The 22063-nt window shown below is 73.3% G+C and carries 11 protein-coding genes; 9 read left to right on the plus strand and 2 right to left on the minus strand.

Annotated elements, in window-relative coordinates; all coding sequences use genetic code 11:
* Window positions 1-90: 90 nt before the first annotated feature.
* Entirely contained in the window at window positions 91-1554 is a 1464-nt protein-coding gene (locus PJ985_RS17490; protein ID WP_271684738.1) for a HEAT repeat domain-containing protein, read from the plus strand.
* An 82-nt stretch (window positions 1555-1636) separates the two neighbouring features.
* Window positions 1637-5239: a hydantoinase B/oxoprolinase family protein gene (locus tag PJ985_RS17495; protein ID WP_271684739.1), complete on the plus strand. Its 3603-nt coding sequence runs from the start codon at window positions 1637-1639 to the stop codon at window positions 5237-5239.
* A gap of 82 nt (window positions 5240-5321) precedes the next feature.
* Here PJ985_RS17495 and PJ985_RS17500 read toward each other — a convergent pair whose 3' ends face one another.
* Window positions 5322-6698 carry a hypothetical protein gene (locus tag PJ985_RS17500; protein ID WP_271684740.1) on the minus strand — a complete coding sequence of 459 codons (1377 nt, stop codon included), beginning with the start codon at window positions 6696-6698 and terminating at the stop codon, window positions 5322-5324.
* 217 nt (window positions 6699-6915) lie between these two features.
* On the opposite strand from PJ985_RS17500, the gene PJ985_RS17505 reads away from it, so the two are divergent.
* The 5 genes from PJ985_RS17505 to PJ985_RS17525 are packed head-to-tail and all read left to right on the plus strand — an operon-like array spanning window position 6916 to window position 18615.
* Entirely contained in the window at window positions 6916-9345 is a 2430-nt protein-coding gene (locus PJ985_RS17505) for an ATP-binding SpoIIE family protein phosphatase (RefSeq protein WP_271684741.1), read from the plus strand.
* A gap of 17 nt (window positions 9346-9362) precedes the next feature.
* Window positions 9363-11453 (plus strand): SpoIIE family protein phosphatase, encoded by a 2091-nt coding sequence (locus tag PJ985_RS17510; RefSeq protein WP_271684742.1) that lies wholly within the window; start codon window positions 9363-9365, stop codon window positions 11451-11453.
* 37 nt (window positions 11454-11490) lie between these two features.
* On the plus strand, window positions 11491-13059 hold the full coding sequence (locus PJ985_RS17515) for a hypothetical protein (RefSeq protein ID WP_271684743.1): 1569 nt from the start codon (window positions 11491-11493) through the stop codon (window positions 13057-13059).
* 38 nt (window positions 13060-13097) lie between these two features.
* Window positions 13098-13973, plus strand: a complete 876-nt coding sequence (locus PJ985_RS17520; protein WP_271684744.1) for a hypothetical protein — start codon at window positions 13098-13100, stop codon at window positions 13971-13973.
* A 52-nt stretch (window positions 13974-14025) separates the two neighbouring features.
* Complete coding sequence (locus tag PJ985_RS17525) at window positions 14026-18615, plus strand: hypothetical protein (protein WP_271684745.1); 4590 nt, start codon at window positions 14026-14028, stop codon at window positions 18613-18615.
* Here the strand turns inward: PJ985_RS17525 and PJ985_RS17530 are convergent.
* On the minus strand, window positions 18609-18878 hold the full coding sequence (locus tag PJ985_RS17530) for a hypothetical protein (RefSeq protein WP_333909872.1): 270 nt from the start codon (window positions 18876-18878) through the stop codon (window positions 18609-18611). The genes PJ985_RS17525 and PJ985_RS17530 overlap by 7 nt on opposite strands.
* A gap of 237 nt (window positions 18879-19115) precedes the next feature.
* Between PJ985_RS17530 and PJ985_RS17535 the strand changes: the two genes are divergently transcribed.
* Together PJ985_RS17535 and PJ985_RS17540 are read left to right on the plus strand one after the other, a co-directional pair.
* On the plus strand, window positions 19116-21617 hold the full coding sequence (locus PJ985_RS17535; RefSeq protein ID WP_271684747.1) for a sensor histidine kinase: 2502 nt from the start codon (window positions 19116-19118) through the stop codon (window positions 21615-21617).
* The gene (locus PJ985_RS17540; RefSeq protein ID WP_271684748.1) at window positions 21614-22051 is read left to right on the plus strand and encodes a roadblock/LC7 domain-containing protein; all 438 of its coding nucleotides are present in this window, start codon (window positions 21614-21616) and stop codon (window positions 22049-22051) included. The genes PJ985_RS17535 and PJ985_RS17540 overlap by 4 nt, the downstream gene beginning before the upstream one ends.
* The last annotated feature ends 12 nt before the right edge of the window (window positions 22052-22063 follow it).

Raw genomic sequence — 22063 nt, forward strand, 5'->3', positions numbered from 1 at the left:
GGGCAGTGTAGAAACGCTGTGCTCGGCAAGGATGCCCGCCAGCGGAAATCCCGTTGCCACCGGAACCCCTGCCCCCGGATGCTGACTCATATGTTCGCCAGTCCCGTCGAAACAGACATAGCGCCCAGCGGCACCCTGCTGGGGCTGCTCCAGCGCGGCCGCGGTGACGGGGCACTGCTCGCTCTCGCGGTGCCCCGTGCGGAAGCCCGTGCCGCGCTGGACCACTGCATCCTCCACGACCCCCGCAGGGACTGGCAGCTGGAGCACCGCTCCCTGTACTACGCCCGGCTCCACCGGGACCTCGACGCAGGACTGCAGGCCCTCGCGGCGCATCTCTTCCACCCCGACGACCTGCACCGCGGCGGAACCGCGGCGGAGGAGACTCCTGACGAGGAACGCACCGGGCTCACTCTGTCGGTGCTCGGCCACCTCGTGTCCTACGGAGATGCCGAGGCGCTGCGGCTGCTGCGCCGCTACGCGGTCACCGGTGCGAACTGGCGCTGGGCGCTCGACGAACTGGCGGTCCGCGACGACGACGCCGGCCTCCGGGAGCTCGGTCCGGAGATCCTTGCGCGCTTCCCCCGCACCCCTGCCGGGGACGAGGCGCTCAAGGCCGCTGTCCGTGACTCCTACGAACCCCGCCCGTGGCGGATCTGGGCCGAGGACCCGGCCCGGCCCGGCCAGCGTGCCCGGCTGGACCGGGCGAGGGAGGACGGCTCCTTCGACAGCTGGCAGAGGCAGCTGCGGCCGGTCCGGACCCAGCCCGGCTGGAGCGTGCGGGCGGTGCTCGACTGGGCGCAGCAAGGATACGAACAGCTGCCCCGGCAGTGGCGGGAGGCGCCGGCTGCCCGCTGCCTCGGTGCCGTCGCGGGCCCGGAGAACCGGACAGAGCTGCTCGCCGCCGCCGCCTCAGGGCCGCCGGCAGCGCGTGCGGCGGCCCTGAGGTTCCTCGCCGAGCGGCGCGATGCCGAGATCCTGGACCACATACAGGCTGCCGCCACCGGCCCGGACGAGGATGTCGCGCGCTGTGCGCTGACCGCATTCCGCCGGATGGGCGGTTCCGACGCCCTCGCCGCCGCCCGCCGCTGGGCCCGCCGTGACGACGGCCTCGGCTCCACGGCCGCAGCGGTGCTGGCTCAGCGGGGTGATCCGGGAGACTCCCCCGGGGTGCTGGCCGCGCTGCGCCGAACCGTGCGGCTCCAGGGCACCGACGCCGAGGAGCTCTGGCCCCTGGTGGAGGGCACCGGACGGCTCGCCGTGACGTCCGCAGCCCCCGTGCTCCGCCACATCTACCGTGAGACCGCTTCCTCCCAGCTGCGTGGCCGCGCCGCGCGGGCGCTGGCAGCCACCGACCCGACGTTCGCGGCCGGTTTCGCCATCGAATGCCTCTGGGACTGCGAGGAGTCCACCCGGGAGGTCGCCGCCCAGTCCGCCACCACCGGCGACGCCCGCGTCCTGGAGCGGCTCCGCCGGCTGGCCGCCGATCCGGCGGAGGAGGACGGGGTGCAGACCGCGGTCCGCGGCCGCCTCGCCGGGCCGGCGGCCGGCGACTGACCCCTGGGGCGCCGGGCGTGCCCGGCGCGGATGGACCGCGGGGTCACTGTCGGCGGCGGTGCCGGGCTGGCACGATGACGGCATGAGCGGGCGCTGGGAATTCTGGATCGACCGAGGCGGCACCTTCACCGACATCGTGGGCCGGAGGCCCGACGGGGAACTGGTGACCGACAAACTGCTCTCGCACGACCCCGGCCGCTACCGGGACGCCGCGGTGGCCGGTATCCGCCGGATGCTCGGCACGCCCGCGGGGGAGCCGGTACCGGCCGACCGGATCAGTATCGTGAAGATGGGCACCACAGTTGCCACCAACGCCCTGCTGGAACGCCGGGGCGAACCCACGGTCCTGGTCACCACCGCGGGATTCGGGGACGCCCTGCGCATCGCCTACCAGAATCGGCCCCACCTCTTCGACCGGCGGATCGTCCTCCCGGAGAGCCTGTACGAGCGGGTCGTCGAGGTTCCCGAGCGCGTCGGAGCCCACGGGGAGAAGGTGCGCGAGCTCGACCGGGAAGCGACGGCCGCTTCCCTGCGCGCCGCCCACCGGGACGGCTTCCGCAGCGCGGCCGTCGTCCTGCTGCACGGCTACCGCCATCCCGCGCACGAGCAGGAAGTCGCCCGGATCGCCCGGGAATCCGGCTTCACCCAGGTCAGCAGCTCGCACGAGGTGAGCCCGCTGATCAAGCTGGTGCCACGCGGCGACACCACGGTGGTGGACGCCTACCTCTCACCCGTGCTGCGCCGCTACGTCGACCAGGTCGCCACCGAGTTGCGGCACGTGCGGCTGATGTTCATGCAGTCCAACGGAGGTCTGCGGGAGGCCGGTCACTTCCGGGGCAAGGACGCCGTGCTCTCCGGGCCGGCCGGGGGAGTGGTCGGGATGGTCCGCAGCTGTGCGCAGGCCGGTCATCACCGGGTCATCGGCTTCGACATGGGTGGGACCTCCACCGATGTGTCGCACTGCTCCGGCGAACTGGAGCGGGTTTTCGGAACCGAGGTGGCCGGGGTGCGGATGCGTGCTCCGATGATGGACATCCACACCGTGGCCGCCGGCGGCGGATCCGTCCTGCACTTCGACGGGGCCCGGTACCGGGTGGGCCCGGACTCCGCCGGTGCCGTCCCCGGGCCGGCCTGTTACCGGCGGGGAGGCCCGCTGACCGTCACCGACGCGAACGTGATGCTGGGCCGGGTGCAGCCCGCCCACTTCCCGCACGTCTTCGGTCCCGGCGGCGACCAGCCGCTGGACGCGGAGACCGTGCGCGAAGGGTTCGGGCGGCTCGCCGAGGAGATCGCCGGGGCGACCGGGGACACCCGCAGCCCCGAGGAGGTGGCGGCGGGATTCCTGGAGATCGCCGTGCTCAACATGGCCAATGCCGTCAAGAAGATCTCCGTACAGCGCGGCCACGACATCACCCGCTACGCACTGGCCGCCTTCGGCGGGGCGGGCGGTCAGCATGCCTGCGCGGTCGCCGACGCGCTGGGCATCCGGACCGTCATCACGCCGCCGCTGGCCGGAGTGCTGTCGGCCTACGGGATCGGCGTCGCGGAGGCCACCGCCCTGCGGGAACAGTCCGTCGAGACCGAACTGACGGAGGAGGACCTGCCCGACATCCGCGAGGTGTGCGACCGGCTGGCCGCACGCACCCGCGCAGAACTGCGCGCCGACGGTCTTCCGGACACCGCCATCCGCACCGTGGCCCGGCTGCATCTGCGCTACGCGGACACGGACTCAGTGCTGGCCGTCGCGCTCGCCGGCCGGGAGGCCATGACCGCCGAGTTCGAGCGGGCCCACCGCGCCCGGTACGGCTTCCTGATGGACAAGCCGCTCGTGGTCGCCACCGCCGCCGTCGAGGCGGCGGGTGCCGCCGGGCCGCACGGCGCCCCCGCCCCTCTCGCAAGCGCCGGGGCCGCCCCGGCGCGACCGCCCGGACGGGTGCGGATGTACGCCGAGGGGCGCTGGCAGGAGACCTGTCTGCACCGGCGAAGTGACCTGCCGGCCGGGGCCACCGTCGAGGGTCCGGCGATCGTGGCCGAAGCCGACGCGACGACGGTCGTGGCCCCCGGCTGGCAGGCCCTGGTGGGGGAGCGCGGACATCTGCTCCTCACCCGTGTGCGCCCCCTCCCGGGCGCCGTGGCGGTGGGCACCGAGGTCGATCCGGTCAAGCTGGAGGTCTTCAACAACCTCTTCATGGCGGTCGCCGAGCAGATGGGCGTCCGCCTGGAGAACACCGCCCACTCCGTCAACATCAAGGAGCGGCTGGACTTCTCCTGTGCGCTGTTCGACGCCGACGGCAACCTCATCGCCAACGCCCCGCACATCCCGGTGCACCTGGGCTCCATGGGGGAGTCCATCAAGGAGGTGCTGCGCCGGAACGCGGGGACCATGCGCCCCGGCGACATCTACGCGATCAACGACCCCTACCACGGGGGCACTCACCTTCCGGACGTCACGGTCGTCACCCCTGTCTTCTCCGAGAACGGCAGCCGGCTGCTCTTCCTGGTCGCCTCCCGTGGCCATCACGCGGAGATCGGCGGCATCACCCCGGGTTCGATGCCCGCCTTCAGCCGGACGATCGAGGAGGAGGGTGTGCTCTTCGACAACTGGCTGCTGGTGCGGGACGGCCGGCTGCGGGAGACCGAGACCCGCGCCCTGCTCACGGGGGCGGTCCACCCCTCACGCAATCCCCACGCCAATCTCGCCGACCTGCGGGCCCAGATCGCCGCCAACGAGAAGGGCATCGCCGAACTGCGCGCGTTGATTGACCAGTTCGGTCTGGAGGTGGTGCAGGCCTACATGCGGCACGTACAGGACAACGCAGAGGAGTCGGTGCGCCGGATCATCGCCGGCCTGACGGACGGCTCCTGCCGCTACGAGACCGACAACGGCGCGGTCATCCGGGTCCGTTTCAGCGTCGACCGCTCGGCCCGCAGCGCCGTGGTGGACTTCACCGGCACCTCGGGGCAGCAGCCCGGCAACACCAACGCCCCCAGCTCCGTCGTCCTGGCGGCGGTGCTCTACGTCTTCCGGACCCTGGTCGCCGATGACATCCCGCTGAACAGCGGCTGCCTGAAGCCGCTGGAGGTCCGCATCCCCGAGGGGTCGATGCTGGCCCCCGCCCACCCGTCCGCCACCGTGGCGGGCAACGTCGAGACCTCCCAGGCGGTCACCGGGGCACTGTACGCGGCCCTCGGAGTCCAGGCCGAGGGCTCCGGCACGATGAACAACATCACCTTCGGCGACGACCACGTCCAGTACTACGAGACGGTGGCCAGCGGGTCAGGCGCGGGCGAGGGATTCGCGGGAACTCCCGCTGTCCAGACCCACATGACCAACTCCCGGCTCACCGATCCCGAGATCCTGGAGTGGCGCTTTCCGGTCCGGGTCCAGGACTTCCGGATCCGCGCCGGCAGTGGGGGTGCCGGCCGCTGGCCGGGCGGGGACGGCGTCAGCCGCCGCATCACCTTCCTGAAGCCGATGACCGTCACTCTGCTGACCGGCCACCGGCGGGTGCCCCCGTACGGGATGGCCGGCGGGTCACCGGGCGCACTCGGCAGCAATGCCGTCGAACGTGCGGACGGCAGGCTCGAGCCGCTGGCCGGCTGTGACACCGCGCAGGTCGCCGCCGGCGACACCCTGGTCGTGCACACCCCGGGCGGCGGCGGCTACGGTCCCCCGCCCGGCTGACCGGGTGCCGCCCTCTCCGGTTACCGGCGTACGCGCGAAGGCCGGCGCGCGTACGCCGGCCCCGATCGGCGGGTTTTCCGGATCACTCCCAGCGGACGCCCGGGTAGGAGCCCGCACCGGCGAGGAACTCGTCCAGCTCCCGCAGGGACAGCGGATCGGGCATGGGGTGGCGCTCCGGGACCTTGCGCAGCGCCTTGTCGTACCCCGCGTAATGGGCGAGATCCCGGGGGTGGTCCTCCGCCTTCAGTCCGGCGAAGCTGCCGCTGACCCGGGCCTTGCCGAGCAGCCGCCGCCAGTCCCCGACGGTGGGAAGCCCCACCGCCTCGACGCCGTTCTGGAACAGCGTCAGCAGAATCTCGTCGAAGGGCCCGCGCTCCTCCAGGTAGTTCTCCAGCTCCCGGTAGGAGGTATCGGTGTTGAAGGTCATCCAGAACGGCACGGAGCCCGTTCGCAGCACCCACCAGGGTTCCATCACGATGAAGGAGGCCACGAACAGGCGGGTGCTCTCGATCCCGCGCCGGGCGTACCACCAGCGGTACAGGTCGGCGACCAGCGGACTGGGGGAGTCGGGCTCGTCGTGGACCACCCGGCGGACCCGGTAGCCGTTCTCCTGCGCGAAGCGCTCGATGTCCTCGCGCAGGGCGGGCTCGAAACCCCACTCCGACTCCGGTGACGTGCTGTCCGGTTCGGGGCCGTACCAGCGGCGCACGGGGGACCGGTAGCGCTCCAGGTACTCCGCGACCCGCTCACCGCCGTGGTGGAACTCCTCCTCGGTGGCGCCGCCCACCGCCCCGTGCTGGAAGACATGGCGCGGACCGAGAGTGGTGGTGCCCCAGCTGCGGGTGCACTCGGGGATGACGATCGTTCCGCCGGGCTCCAGCCGTTCGGTGAGAAACCGTTCGTAGCCGGGCCCCAGAGTCCGCCGCTTGATGCGGAAGTAGGTGAGGGCCCGGACCATCAGCCGGTCCTGGTTGGCATCGTGCATGTGGTGCAGCTGAATGTCCGGATTGGCCTGCAGCAGGTCCCGGCCGGGTTCAATGCCCTTGATCATCGCTCCGGCCGGGTCGTCCGGATGCACATGCTGCCGTACCGGGATGAAGAAGGTCTGGGGCAGCCAGGGGATGCCCATCGCGGTCCAGAGGTGGGTGAGGGCTCCGCTGGCGGACCCGACGGCGACGGCCGGATAGCGGCGCCTCGGGTACTCCTCGTCGGCCCACCGGGAGATGTCCTCGGTATCGATCCGTCCGACCCGTCGCGGACTGATCGTCTCGGTGGCACCGCTGGCGATGAAGACCTTCTCACGCAGTGCGGGAGGCAGGACCCGGGTGGCCTTCACCAGGGGACGCAAGGACGGGGACTCGCCCAGCGCGGGGAACGCCTCCCCGCGCAGGAACGCGGCGTTGGCCCGCAGCATGGCCGAAGCCGAGTCGAAGCCCGCGAGGAAACGGGGAATGGACATGACAGTCCCTCCGGTGGTCCGGCTCGTACTGATCTGTCCGTGCCGAGTCTCCGCTGCCCGAAAGGACCAAACTTTCCCGTGGATCACGGCCGGGTCACACGCGGCCATGGCACGGGCGGCGGGCCCCGCCCCCGATGGACGGCAGCGGGTGCGCCCGCGGGCCTGCGGGGTTTGAATGGAACAGCACGCTGCGACGGCTCCGGTGCGAAGGAGAACGGTGAGTGCGAGCATGCATCCCTCGGACAGCGGCCGCCTGCCGGACGGAACCGCGGCGATCGTGCTGCTCGATGCCCGTGGCACCGTTCTGACCTGCACCGGCGAGGTGGAGGAGCTCACCGGACTCCGCGCGGAAGAACTGCGCGGGTACCGTATGGCGGACCTTCTCGCCGGGGGCTCCGGGGAAGCCCCCGGCTCCGCGGGCATGCCCCCGGGCGGGAACGTCACCCTTCGCGGACCCGACGGGGAGCCGGCCGAGGTACGGCTGACCGTGCTCCCGCTCTCCCCCGGGAGCGATTGCCGGGCGCTGGTGATGCTCACACCCGCCTCCGCCGCGCGGCTCCGCGAGGAGGACCAGGCCCTGGTACGCGCGCTCTTCTCCCAGACCCGCTTCCGGCTGGCCATTCACGACACCGAGCTGAGGATGATCCGGGTCAACATGATCCCCAGCCTCGAACTGCCGCCCGGCACGTCGTACGCGCAGGTGCGCCCGGGAGCGCGAGTCGGTGACTTCATGGTGCCGGAGGACGCCGCCCGACTGGAGGAGCAGCTGCGGCGGGTGGCGGAAACCGGTGAGCCGCTGGTCGACTGGGAGCAGTCGGCGCGCCTGGTGACGACCAGGGAACGGGAGCGGAGGGTGGCCTACTCGGCTTTCCGGCTGCACAAGGAAGAAGGCGGGGTCATGGGGGTGGCCGTGTTCGCGGCCGACGTCACCGACCAGTTCCTGAACCGCCGCCGACTGGAGCTGCTGCATGCCGCCTCCACGAGGCTCGGGCGCACGCTGGACGTCATCGCCAACACCGAGGAGCTGGCCCGGGTCCTGGTACCCGATCTCGCGGACCTCGCTTCGGTGGATCTCACCGCGGAAGTGGTCGCCGGAGAGGAACCCGGTGCCTTCTTCGGCGCGGACTCCGAACTGCGCCGGGTCGCCACCGCCGCATTCGACGGCCGCTGGCCGCCGGAGGTGTACTCGGTGGGGGAGACCTTCCGGATCCAGGACGTGGAGAGAGAGACGCTGAGCACCGACTCCGCTGCCGTGGTGGCGGACCTGACCTGGGTCCGCGGTCAGTTCGCCCAGTACCCCGGGCGGTCCCGGCTCGCGCTCCCGCACGCCGCCACCTCCCTGATGATCGTGCCGGTCCGGGCCCGTGGGCTGGTACTCGGAGCCGTCGGCCTCTGGCGCGTCGGGGAACGTCCGTCCTTCGGGCCCGACGACACCGTCCTGGCCGAGGAGATTGTCTCCCGCGCCGCGCTCAGCGTGGACAACGCCCGGCGGTACGCCCGCGAGCACCGCACGGTCGAGACCCTGCAGCGCAGTCTGCTGCCCCAGCCGGTGGTCGACCTCAGCGCGGCGGAGACGGCCGGGACCTATGTGCCGGCCGCGACGGCCGCGGGCACGGGCGGCAGCTGGTTCGACGTCATCCCGCTGTCCTCGTGCCGGGTGGCCTTCGTGGTCGGCGACATGGCCGCGCACGGCCTCACGGCGACGGCGGCCATGGGCAGACTCCGCACCGCGGTGCTGACCCTGGCGGACCTCGACCTGGCGCCGGAGGAGCTGCTCACCCGGCTGGACGACCTCGCCGGACGGCTGGCCGACGCGGAACCCCGGAACGACCCCGGGACCGGCAGTGGTGTCCTCGGGGCGACCTGCCTGTACTGCGTGTATGACCCGGTCTCCGGGCGCTGCACGATGGCCAGCGCCGGGCGGCCGTCCCCCATCGTGCTTGCCGCCCGGCGGGCCGCGGACTTCGCCCCGCTCAAGCCCGGTCCGCCCCTGGGAGTGGGCGGGCTGCCCTTCGAATCCGCCGAGGTGCCCCTGGACCCAGGCAGTCTCCTGGTGTTCGGTACCGACGAAGCAATGGCGCACGCCGGCGAGAGCCCTGAGCGGGGGATGATCCGGTTGCGGGACCAGGCGGCCGCTGTCGCCCGGGACGACCGCACCCCGGCCGAGATCGGCAGGATGGTGCTCGAGGACCTGCTTCCCGGGGAGCCTCCGGCCAACGAGGTGGCCCTCCTGGTGGCCCGCGTGCGCGCCATGCCGGCCGGTACCGTCGCCACCTGGGAGTTCCCGGCCGATCCCGCTGTCGTCGCCCGGACCCGCAGCCTGGTCACGTCCCAGCTGGCCGAGTGGGACCTGCCTCAGCTGGCGTTCACCACGGAACTGATCGCCAGCGAACTTGTCACCAACTCCATCCGCCATGCCGGCGGACCGGTCGTCCTGCGTCTGATCAGGGACGAGACCCTGATCTGCGAGGTGTCCGACCCCAGCCAGACCCAGCCGCATCTTCGCCGGGCCCAGCCCACCGACGAAGGAGGACGCGGCCTCTTCCTCATCGCCCAGCTCACCCACCGGTGGGGCAGCCGCTACACCCACTCGGGCAAGACCATCTGGACCGAACAGCTGCTGGAAGCGGAACCGGAAGCTTTCTAGGGAAGGGAGCGTCTGTCATGGACGACGACGAGTCCCCGGACCTGGTGGGCGGCCGGGACGGAGACGGCATCAGCGCCGCACCGGGCGGCCTCCTCGACCTGCTCCGGGTCGCCGCCTTCGTGCTCGATGAGGAGGGCCGCGTGGTGATGTGGAGCCCCGAGGCCGAACGGCTGTTCGGCTACCCGGCCGAGGAGGCACTGGGCAGCCTCGGCGGCCGGCTCCTGGTCGCCAAGGAGAACCTGGCCCTGGTGCAGGGGCTGTTCGACCAGGTCAGGGAAGGAGCGAGCTGGGCGGGCGTGTTCCCGGTGCTGCGCAAGGACGGCACGACCCGCGCCGCGGAGTTCCGCCACATTCGGCTGCACGACGTGCACGGAGCCCTGCACGTCCTGGGTCTGGCGGCCGACGCGGAGACCGTCCGCACACTCGAGACGGACCTCGCTCTCTCGCACAGCCTGATCAATCAGTCACCGGTCGGCATGGCGCTGTTCGACACCGACCTGCGCTGGCTGCGCATCAACCCCGCCCTGGAACGCATCAACGGCCTGTCCGGCGAGGAGATGCTGGGCCGTCGCCTCCAAGAGATGATGCCGGCCGTGGACGTGCGTTCCGTCGAGAACGCGCTGCGCCATGTCGTGCGGACGGGTGAGCCGCTGCTGGACCAGATGACCCGGGGCCGGACCCCCGCCGACCCCGATCACGATCATGTCTGGTCCGTCTCCTACTACCGGGTGGAGGGCCCGCGCGGGCACCCGCTGGGGATGGCCGCGTCCATCGTCGATGTGACCGAACGCCACCGGGCGGGTGTCGAGGTGGCCGAGGCGCGCGAACGCCTGGCGGTCATCGCCGATGCCGGGGCCCGCATCGGAACCACCCTGGATCTTCAGCAGACCGCCCAGGAACTCGCCGAGGTCGTCATGCCCCGGCTTGCCGACTTCGTGGCGGTGGACGTCCTGGACTCCGTGCTCACCGGGACGGCTGCGCCGGTGAGGTCCGACGGCTCCGCCCGCTTCCGGGCCCTCGCCGTGATCACCGGGGACAACCGGGAGGCCGCCGCCGCCGCGGACCGGGTGGGAGAGCTGGCCTCCTACGGGCCCGCGCGCCTGATCACCCAGTGCGTCAGGGAAGCCCGCCCGATCCTCCTCCCCCGGATCGATGACGCCATGATGCGGCGCATCGCCAGAAACGAGGAGGCGGCAGCCCTCCTCCGCCGGGCGGGGGCACACTCCTACATCGCGGTGCCGCTGGTCGCCCGCGGGGACGTGCTGGGCACCCTCAGCCTCCTGCGGGCACACCCCTCCCGCCCCTTCGAGGAGGAGGACCTCACGCTCGCCGTGGAGCTTGCCTCGCGGGCCGCCATCAGCGTGGACAACGCCCGCCTGTACAGCAGGGAGCGCGGTGCCGCGCTCACTCTCCAGCGCAGCCTCCTCCCCGCTCCTCCGACGGGCTGCTCGGGAGTGGACATCGCCTCGCGATACCTGCCCGCGGTCAGTGAGGTCGGCGGCGACTGGTTCGACGTCCTCCCGCTGCGGCAGGACAGGGTGGGACTCATCGTCGGCGACGTGATGGGCAAGGGCGTCCGGGCGGCGGCGGTCATGGGCCAATTGCGCACCGCGACACGGGCGTTCGCCCGGCTCGGCCTGCCTCCCGCCCGGCTGCTGAGCTACCTCGACGAGATCGTGTCCTCCCTCGGGGACACCCTCGCCACCTGCGTCTACGCAGTCTGTGACCCTGCCCGGCAGCTGGTCGAGTTCGCCAGCGCCGGTCACCTGCCACCCGTCATGGTCGGCCCTGACGGCAGAGCCGCGTTCGTGGATCTGCCCATCGCCGTGCCCCTGGGCGTGGGCGGCGTGCCCTTCGCCGCGCGCCTGCGGCCCATGCCCCCGGGCACCACCGTCGCCCTCTTCACCGACGGGCTGGTGGAGAGCCGCCAGGAATCCCTCGATATCGGCCTGAGCACGCTGCTCGGCCTGCTGGGAGACGGCCATCGGCCCTTGGAGAACATGTGTGACGCCGTGCTCGAAGCCCTGCACCGGATGCCGCAGGACGATGTCGCCCTGCTCCTGGCGCGCAGCCACGGGACCGGTACCACGGAGCCGCCGCCGGAGTGACCGGTGCCAGGCGGCTGCATCCGGGCCATTTCGGCCGATGTCGTCACCACCGCCTAATGTATGCGTCGTGACCGAGCAAGCCCGGGCGACCAGCCCGCCCACTCCCGCCGGACGGCCTCCTGCCGGGGCGCGGCCCGCCCCGGGGCCGGCCGGCGACGAAGGGCTCGCCCGGCGGCTCCGCGCGCTCGCCTGCACCGCCCCGCTGCACGACCTGGACGTCCGCAAGGCCAACCTGGCGGGGGAGTACAGCACGTACGCGATGGCCGAGGTCGCCCTGGCGGCCATCGACCTCATCACCCTCAGCATGGACTTCGACACCGGTGCCGACCACGAGCTGGTGATCACCCGGCTGCTGCCACGGGTTGCCGCCCAGGCCCCGGACCGCCGGGCCGCCGAGCACGAGCGGGTCGCCCGCTGGGTGCTGGAGAGTCTGATCAATGTCGGCAGCGTCGACCGCGGTTTCCGGGCCGTCTACGGCACCTTCGGGCCCGACGGCGCGTACCTGCGGCGGGACTACGACTTCAAGCTCATCGAGGAGGTCCCGGGGCCGGGCGGCGGTGTCTGCCTGCGTACCACCGACGAGGCGGTCAATGTACTCGTAGGTGCCTTGGACACCGACGTGACGAGTGCCCAGATCGCCGCCGAGGTCAAGCTCGAGGTGCTCATCCGCCGCGGCCGGCTGGCCGATGCCCAGCTCGCCGCCGAGCAGGCCCGCTACCGCACCGTGCAGTACTCCGAGGCGCTGCGCCGCACCCTGGAGGCCACCCGGCGCAATGTCCGTTCCGTCGACTGGCTGCGGACCGTCCCGGACATGATCACCGAGGCGCTGGACCACATCGCCGACCGGTACCGGCACGAGAACGCCATTCTCAGCAACATCCGCCGGGCCCGTGACGAGGCAAAGGGCACCGACCACAAGCTGCGGGCCGCCGAGCTTGTCGACATCGTCAAGGACTGCATCCGCCGGCACACCCTCCTGCAGTCCCGGCTCCTGGAGGCCGGCCCACTGTTCCGCGCCGAACAGGACCGGCAGGCCTTCGCCCCGCCCGCCGCCCGGGCCGGCTTCGACCTCCACGGCCAGCTGCTCGCCCCCGTCCTGCCACTTCCGGTGGCGCAGGCCTCCCGCGTCACCGATGCCTTCTTCGCCCGCGGCACCGGACTGCGGACCCCCGGTTCCGTACGGCTCGGAGACCTCACCGGCCTGCTGCTCGCGCCGCCCGCCCCGCGCGAACACCTCGGCGCCGAGCTGCCCGAGCCCGACCTCGTCACCACCCCTGACGACAGCCGCTTCAGCGAGGCGCAGCTGGCCGCGGCCACCGACCTGCTCGGACTTCCCCCGGACGCCCCGCGACGCCTGTCCGGGCTGCTCGCGGACGCCCGCCGCCGCGACCCGGACCTGCCGTACCTCGTTGCGCTGCTGGCCGTGCACGCAGCGAGCCCCCCGGTCGGTACCGCCCACCGGCAGGGCGAAGAACGCCTGCTGTTCGCCGTCGACGACGGCACCGAGCTGGACGACCCCGAGTTCGGAGGCGCCGACCTCATCGTCGGGACCGCCCTGCTGGACATCCCCGGCACCGGCATGTCACGTCCGGAGGCGGCACGGTGACTGCCGCCTCACCCTCTTCGCCCTCAGGAGCAGCAGCCGTGGACGACTACGGCGCGGAGCCCGCCCCGGACTCCGCCACCCCCGGACGGGCGGCCGGGCCTCCCCTCAGCCCGGCCGACGCCGCCGACGCCGCCCGGCTGGTCGCCTTCGGGCTCCAGCCCAAGCTCTCCCCGGCCCGGGACAGCGAGTACGCCGGGCTGCTGCGCCGCCACCAGGAGGACCCCGGCTTCGGCCGGCTCGCCGACGCGGTGGCCACCGGGCTCGGGCTCGTGGTCCTGGAGGTGTCCGCCCGGGCAGGCATGGTGGTCACGGCAGCCGAGGACTCCCTCTTCGCGGTCCGCATGGGCGACTACGCCCGCCGGACCACCGCGGACTCCGCCGACCGGTTCCTGCACGGCCTGGCGCACCTCGCGGTCGCGGTGCTTGCCTTCCCCCGCCCGCAGGACCTCGCCGACGACGGCTACATCGGGCGCCTCACCGTCAACGGTGTGGACTCCTTCGTCCGGCAGCTGTGCGGCCGGCTCGAGGAGCGTGCCGCGGAACAGGGCGAGAACACCGACCCGGCCAGTGCCGCTCCCGGGCTGGAAGCCGCCTGGCGGGTGTACAGCAGACGCAGTGCCACGGGAGCCACCAAGGACGCCCGCAGGCTGGCGGGCTCCACCACCGGCATCATCGGCAAGGCAGTCGCCTTCCTCGTCGATTCCGGCTTCCTCCAGCGCACCGGGGACGACGCCGGCGGGACGTACCGCACCACCGCGCGATACCAGCTCCAGGTGCGCGACATGGCAGGCAGCGCCGCCCTGTCCGAGCTGACCGCTCTCGGGGTCGTCCCGGTCCCCGACGGCGCGGGCAGCCTGCTCCCCGCGGCGGATACCGGGCTGGTGGAGGGCGCCGGGCTGCCGTTCCACAGCTGACCGACCCCCGCCTCCGCCTCCGCCTCCGCCACGCAAGCAACGAGAGTCCGCCATGTACGAGCTGTCCCGTGTCCGCCTCTACTCCATCGGGCCCGCCGGCGCGCGCTACGCCGACACCGTGCTGGACCTGCGCGGAGTCGGTGAGCCGGTGCCCGACCCGGCGCCCGCGCAGGCGGACTTCTTCGAGGACGAGCCGACCGGGCCGCCGCGCCGTCCCGCGCCCGCCGGGGTGCTGTTCCTGGAGAACGGGGGCGGCAAGTCCGTGCTCCTCAAGCTGATCTTCTCCGTCATGCTGCCGGGCCACCGCAACACCCTGGGCGGTGCGAGCTCCGGGGTTCTGCGCAAGTTCCTGCTCGCCGACGACTGCGGACACGTTGCCCTGGAGTGGCAGCACACCCTCACAGGGGAGAGTGTCGTGGTCGGCAAGGTCTGCGAATGGCGCGGCCGGCAGGTCTCCAGCGACCCCCGGAAGTTCGCCGAGGCCTGGTACTCCTTCCGCCCGGGGCCCGGCATGAGCCTGGACTCCCTCCCGGTCGCCGAGTCCACCGCGATGCGGCCCCGCCTCCCCCCGGGGAGCGCTGCGGAAGGTGTCTCCGGCGCACGCGGCCGACGGCGCACGATGAAGGGCTTCCGGGACATCCTGACCGAAACCGGCCGGGCGTACACCAACCTGGACATCGTCTGGGAGGAAACCCACGAACGCTGGATCGAGCACCTCGGCGCGCTCGGCCTGGACCCGGAACTCTTCCGCTACCAGCGCGAGATGAACGCCGACGAAGGAGAGGCAGCCGGGCTGTTCGCGGTCAAGAACGACTCCGACTTCACCGACCTCCTGCTGCGGGCCGTCACCGACACCCGCGACACCGACGGGCTCGCCGCCCTGGTGCACGGTTTCGCCCACAAACTGGGCCGCCGTGCCGAGCTCACCGCGGAACGCGACTTCACCGCGGGCTCCCTGGAGCTGCTGAGACGCATCGCCGAGGCCGCCCGGCGGCGCGCAGAGGCCCGGGCCGTGCACGCCGCGGCCGAGCGGCGGGCACGGACGCTGGCCCGCCGCCTCACCGCCCGCACGACCGGCGAACGTGACCGGGTCACCGGCCTCGCCGAGCGGGTCGCCGCAGCAGCTCAGACCGTTGACGAGGCCGAGCGGGCCCGCGCACACGCGGCTCTGACCACCTCCGAACTGGCCTACCGGCATGCTTCCCTCGCCCTGGCCGCCGCTGAGAAGTCCGCTGCCGCCCAGCGTCGCGAATTGAGCGAGGCCCGCACCCTGCACGCCGCCTGGCAGGCGGCCGAGACGGTGCTGCAGCACCGCGCCGCCGCCGATCGTGCGGCCCGGGTGGCCGACGCCATCCGGGAGGCGGAACGCGACGCCGCTCCCGCCCTGGCCGCCCGCAGCAGAGCCGCGGCCGAACTCGTCCGCGCCCTGCACGCCGCCGCAGGGGAGGGCGAACGCACCGCCGCCGCCCACGAGGAGAGCTCCACCGCCCTCCAGGCGGAAGCGGAGGCCGCCCAGCGGGACGCCACCACAGCCGCCACGGAGGCGCAGCGGGCCCGCAGCGAGGCAGACCACCTGCGTCAGCGCCTCGCCGAGGTCGAGCAGGAGACCGCCGAGGCGGTGCGCGCCGGATGGCTGGACGACTCCGTGCCCGACGCGGACCCCGCCAGGGCCGCACTGGCCGCGAGCGACGCGGAACAGGCGGCCGTGGACGCCCTGGACGCCGCCCGGGAATCGGCCCGGCGCGCGGCCGAGCGCGCCACGGACGCGGCCGGGGAGCACAGCCGGGCCGAGCTGGCCGCCGCCCGGGCAGCCGACGCGGCCCGCGCGGCGTCGGACGCGCACGCCGCCGAGCACCGCACCGCACAGTCCCTCGGCGGGGAACAGCGCCTCGCCGAACTGCTCGCCCTCCCGGCCGGGGAGCCGCTCCCGGCGGAGGACCTGGACCGCAACGCCGACACCCTGACCGGGCTTCTCGAGGAGCGGGTAGCCGGAGCCGAGCGCCGGCTGTTCGGCCTGCGCACGGCCTCCGCGGACGACGCGCGCATTCTCGCGGCCCTCGGCGACGGCGGGCTGCTCCCGCCCGGGCCCGACGTGCTGGCCACCGTGGAGTACCTGGGCGAACACGGCGTCCCCGCCCTGCCCGGCTGGCGCTACCTCGCCCACTCCGTGGCGCCCGCCGACCACGCGGCGGTGCTTGCCGCCAGGCCCGAGCTCGTCGACGGCGTCGTCATCACCGATCCCGAGAGCCACGCCCGGGCCCGGCAGGTGCTGGCCGAAGCAGCGCTGCTGCCCCGCTCGGCCGTCGCTGTCGGCACCGCCGCCGCCCTGCTGGCTCCCACCCCGCCGCCCGGCGGCCCGGAGAGCGGCGTCTTCCTGGTCCCGCCGAACCCGGCGATGCATGACGAAGGGGCCGCCGAGGACGAACGCCAGGCCCTGCGCGGCCGGGCCACTGCCCGCGAGGAGGAGATCAGTGCGCTGGCGGCCCGGATCGCCGGTGACCGTTCACTCGCCGCCCGGCTGGCCTCCTGGCGCACCGGCTGCCCGGCCGGCCGGCTGGGAGAGCTGGCAGCTGCCGCCGCGGAGACCCGCGCTGCCGCGGCCGATGCGCAGCAGCGGCTCGCCGGGACCGACGCGGTCCGCGCGGAGGCCGAGAAGGCCGCCGCAGAGGCATCACGGATCCGTGACGACCGGCAGGAGGCCGCTCAACGGGCCCGCCGTGCGGCCGACGCGCTCGCCGGGCTGGCGTTCCGGCTGCGGGAACGCGCCCGCTGGCGGTCCCGCCTCCGGGAGCTCGCCGAGGAGGCGACGGACCACGAGGCCCGGGCCGCCGAGCTGCTCGCCGGCGCCCGGGCCGCCGATGAGGACCGGCGCTCCGCGCAGCGTGCCGCCGACGACGCGCGGCGCACCGCGCGAGCCCTGCTCGCCGAGCGTGCCGAGATCGCGGGGGTTCCGGAGGATCTCCCCGGCGGCCCTGCCCCCGACACCCCGCTGCCCGCGCTCCGGGAGGCCTACCGGGCCGCTTCCCAGCTTTACGAGAAGGTCGGCGTCGGCGCCGACCTGCGGGCCGAACAGGCCCGCGCCGAGGGCGACGAGAGTGCCGCCCGGGCCGCACTAGACCGGATCGGGGCGAAGGTGCGCACCCGTGCGGCCCGGCTCCTCGAAGGAGCGGAGGGCGCCGACGGACCGGCCCGGCAGGCCGCCGCCGCGCGTGCCGAGGCACACGTCCAGCTGCTGGAAGGCCGGGCCTCCGGCGCCAGCGAACAGCTCGGCCGGCTCCGCGGCGACGCTGAGCGGCTCGCCCCGGAGGGAACGGACGTCCACACCGAGCTGCCCGCACACCTGCGGCCCTCCGACGCCGGCCAGGCCAGGAGCCTGCTGCGGACCGCCACCGGTGAACTGGCCGCCCGAACCGAGACCCTGGCGGCGGCGCGCACCGCGCACGAGGACCTGCTGCGGGACCATCGCGTCGCGGAGGACACCGCGACCGCACTGGAGGAAACCGCCACCCACCTGCGGGACCTGCTCCGCGACCCCCAAGCGGCGGGGCCCGACGGCGGCGAGGAGGCAGCGGAGCCGTACCAGGGGTCCCCCGCCGACGCCCGGGAGTCCGCGGCCGAGGTCCGCCGGAGCCTGCGCGGCTGTGCCGGTGAGCTCGCGACGGCCGACGCCGCGGTCCGGGAGTCCGCGGACCAGCTCGTCCGGCACGCCAACGCCGTCCGCTTCGAGCACGTCCGCACCCCCGCCCGCCAGCAGATCCGGGAGCTGCCCGCCGCAGCCCTGCCCGAGCACGCCGTCGCCTGGGCCGAGGCTTTCGCTCCCCGGCTCCGGGTCCTCAGCGACGAGCTCGAACAGCTCGAGCGCAACCGGGACGGCATCGTGGACCGGCTGCGCGGTCTCGTGGACGCGGCACTCGCCACCCTGCGCTCGGCGCAGCGGCTGTCCAGGCTCCCCGAAGGGCTGGGGGAGTGGTCGGGGCAGGAGTTCGTGCGCATCCGGTTCGAGGCACCGGACCCGGCGACCCTCGCCGACGCCCTCGGTGAGGTCATCGACGAGACCACCCGCGCGGCCCTGCGGAGAAACACCGATCTCCGGCGCGACGGCATGACCCTGCTCCTGCGCGGCGTGCACGCCGCGCTCCGCCCCCGCGGAGTGTCCGTGGAGATTCTCAAACCGGACGCTGTGCTGCGCGCCGAACGGGTGCCGGTCGGACAGATGGGAGACGTCTTCTCCGGTGGACAACTGCTGACCGCCGCCATTGCCCTGTACTGCACCATGGCCGCGCTCCGCGGCAACGACCGGGGACGCGACAGCCACCGCCACGCCGGGACGCTGTTCCTGGACAATCCTATCGGCCGGGCCAACGCCACCTATCTGCTCGAGCTCCAGCGGGCCGTCGCGGACGCACTCGGCGTGCAGCTGCTCTACACCACGGGCCTGTTCGACACCACGGCCCTCGCCGAGTTCCCGCTGGTCATCCGGTTGCGCAACGACGCCGACCTGCGAGCCGGTCTCAAGTACATCCGCGTGGAGGAACACCTGCGGCCCGGGCTGCCACAGCAGGACCCCGCCACCGAGCCCGTGCACGGCGAGATCACCTCGACCCGCATGTTCCGCCGCCCGGGGGACGCCCCGGGTCAGTGACGGCGGATCAGCCGCGGCCGGTCCCGGGCCGCGCTGCTCGGCAGGGAGACGACGCCGTTGCGCTGCCGCCATATCTGCCGCGTCACCCAGATGTCCAGCACCGCCCAGGTGGCCACGACCGTGCTCCCCAGAGTGCTCAGCAGCATGGGGTAGGCCAGCCAGGAGCCGGCCAGCGAGCACAGCAGGACGACGACGAGCTGCACCAGGGTCAGTGCCAGAATGATGACGGCGCGCACCGCGGCGGCGCGCACCGGATCGGGCATGCGGGGCCTGGCATACACCGCTGAAGCTCCCTGCGCAGGGTGACATGACAGTTTTGTCCTTGGCGGCCATCGTAGAACGCCTTGCGTGCCGGTAGGGAACGCATCAGGATGAGGGCGCTCCGGCACGACCACGCCCGGTGCCGGTCACCACGGTAGTTCGTACGGGTGTCCGGAGTCCGGGCCCGTGCCGGGGAACCGGGAGGTACCCGCGCGGGGCGGGACGGCATAGGGGAGGGCATGCGCTTTCGCGGGAAGTCGATCCGACGGAAAATCGTCGTGCTGCTGCTGGTGCCGCTGTTCTCGCTCGTGTCCATCTGGGCGTTCGCCACCGCCATCACCGCGCACGAGGCCCGGCAGTTGCTCGGTGTCTCCGCCGTCTCCGGCAATCTGGGCAAGCCGGCCGAGGCGGTCGTGCACGCCCTGCAGGAGGAGCGCAGACAGACCCTGGTCCATCTGGCCGACCCCAGGCGGTCGGACGCGCTGGCGGAGCTGCAACGCACCCGGGAGGCCACCGACGAGGCCGCGGCGCGGATCCGGGAGAACGCGGCGGGCCGCAGCCGCAACGACCTGAACAGCAGTGCCCGGGCCCGGCTGGACGCCCTTCTCGAAGGGCTCGGCCGGGTCGGGCAGCTGCGTCACAGGATCGAGTCCTACACCATCACCCGCAGCGGCGCGCTGGACTCCTACAACAGCGTCATCGATCCCGGTCTGCGCTTCCTTTCCGCGCTCCACCTGGTGGAGAACGTCGAACTGGACCGCCACGGGCGGGCCGTCGTGGGCCTGAGCCAGTCCGCCGAGTACCTGTCGCGCTCCGACGCGCTGGTCGCCGGAACGCTCGCGGCCGGACGGATGACGGACAAGGAGCGCCGCTCGCTCGGCGACCGGCTGGCCGAACGCCGGCTCGCCTACGGCCTGCACCTCGCCGACCTCCCGGGGGAGGACCGGCAGGCCCATGACGCCTTCTGGCAGAGCGGCACCGGCCAGGAACTGGAGACGGTCGAGGAGAGTGTCATGGAGGGCGGCACCGCCGCCGTCCGGCCCGATCACTGGGAGGAGACCACCACCCTCGCCATGACCGAACTGCGGGCCCTGGCGGCCGCGGCGGGGGACCGGTACCAGAAGGAGGTCGACCCGGCAGCCACCGCCGTCCTGCTGCGGGCCGGTGCCGCCGGCATTCTCGGGCTGCTCGCCGTACTCCTGTCCGTGATCGTCTCGCTGCGGGTCGGCCGAGGGCTGGTGCGCGAGCTCCGCGGACTGGCCCGCGACGCACGGGAAGTCGCAGAGGTCCGGCTGCCGGACGTCATGCGGCGCCTTGCCGACGGCGACCGGGTCGACGTCGAAACCGAAGCGCCCCGGCTGAGCTACGGCCGGGACGAGGTGGGCCAGGTCGGGCAGGCCCTCAACACTCTGCAGCGGGCTGCCGTGGGTGCCGCGGTCGAGCAGTCCGACCTGCGCCGCGGTGTGTCGGACGTCTTCGTGAACCTCGCCCGCCGCAATCAGGTCCTCCTGCACCGTCAGCTCAATCTGCTCGACACCATGGAGCGCCGCACCGAGGACGCCGACGAGCTCGCCGACCTCTTCCGGATCGACCACCTGACCACCCGTATGCGGCGGCACGCCGAAGGGCTGGTCATTCTCTCGGGGGCCACCCCGGCCAGGCAGTGGCGCAAGCCGGTGCGGCTGATGGACGTGGTGAGGGCGGCAGTCGCCGAGGTCGAGGACTACGAACGCATCGAGGTGCGGAGGATGCCGCCGCTCGCCGTTGCCGGCGGCGCCGTCGCCGACCTCACCCACCTCATCGCCGAGCTGCTGGAGAACGCCACCCTGTTCTCCCCGCCGCACACCGCAGTCCAGGTTCACGGGGAACGCGTGCCGCACGGCTTCTCGCTGGAAATCCACGACCGTGGGCTGGGCATGGCACCGCAGGCGATGGAGGACGCGAACCGCAAGCTGGCCGAGAGTCCCGAGTTCGACCTTTCCGACACCGACCGGCTCGGCCTCTTCGTGGTCTCCCGCCTCGCCCGCCGCCAGCAGGTGCGGGTCTCCCTGCGGGCCTCGCCCTACGGCGGCACGACGGCGGTCGCGCTCCTGCCCAACGAGCTGCTCAGCGAAGCCGCCGACGGGCCGCAGGAGCGTTCCCCGCTGCCTGACCGGCCCGCTCCGCCGGCCCTGCTGAACGGCCCCGTGGACGGCCCGGTGGAGCTCGAGGCACCCGTGAACCCGCGCCACCGGGACGACCGGTACGAGACGGCGGACCGGCACAACCGTGACGCCCGGTCCGAGGAGTACCCGGCCCGCCCGGCCGGCCCGGAAGACGGGGAGGAGACGGACCGCGGCCCCCTGCCGGCGCGCCGCCGCACTCCCGTGCTGGTCGCCGACCACGGCCGGCCCGTCGGGCGGGCACCGGACCCGGATCCCGGCACCGTTCCAGAGGATCACCTCCCCGGTCCGCCGTCCCCGCCCACCACGGTCGCGGGTCTGCCACGTCGGGTCCGGCAGGCCCGGCTGGCCCCGCAGCTCAAGCAAGGCCCCGACCGGACCGACGACACCCCCGCACCCCCGGGCGGCACCGGCCCCGCCGGAGGGACCGGTCCGGGACGGGGCAGCGAACCGGACCCGGAGGCGGTCCGTGCCCGCATGGCCTCGCTGCAGCGCGGCTGGCAGCGTGGACGGCAGCAGACCACCAGCCTGTCGGAACCCAGCCCGCCAGGACCAACACCGGAGGAGACGCAATCATGACCGCATCGCAGGCAGCCCCGCACGGGGTTCCCGCACGGAAGTCCGGCGAGCTGGACTGGCTGCTGGACGACCTGGTGGCCCGGGTCACCCCGGTACGCCACGCCCTGGTGCTCTCCGGCGACGGGCTGGTCCGCGGTACCTCCAAAGCGCTCGGCCGGGAGGACGGCGAGCACCTCGCCGCCGTGGCCTCGGGCTTCCACAGCCTCGCCAAAGGCGTCGGGCGGCACTTCGAGGCCGGTGCCGTCCGGCAGACGCTGGTGGAGCTGGATGACGCCTTCCTCTTCGTGGCCGCGGCCGGCTCCGGCAGTTGCCTGGCAGTCCTTGCCGACGCCGAGTCCGATGTCGGCATGGTCGCCTACGAGATGACGCTGCTCGTGAAGCGCGTCGGCGTCCACCTCGGTACCGCCCCGCGCAACGGCCCGGCCGGCCTCTGATCCCCAGGCGCG

The organism is Streptomyces sp. ACA25, from assembly GCF_028200735.1.
Taxonomy (GTDB): domain Bacteria; phylum Actinomycetota; class Actinomycetes; order Streptomycetales; family Streptomycetaceae; genus Streptomyces.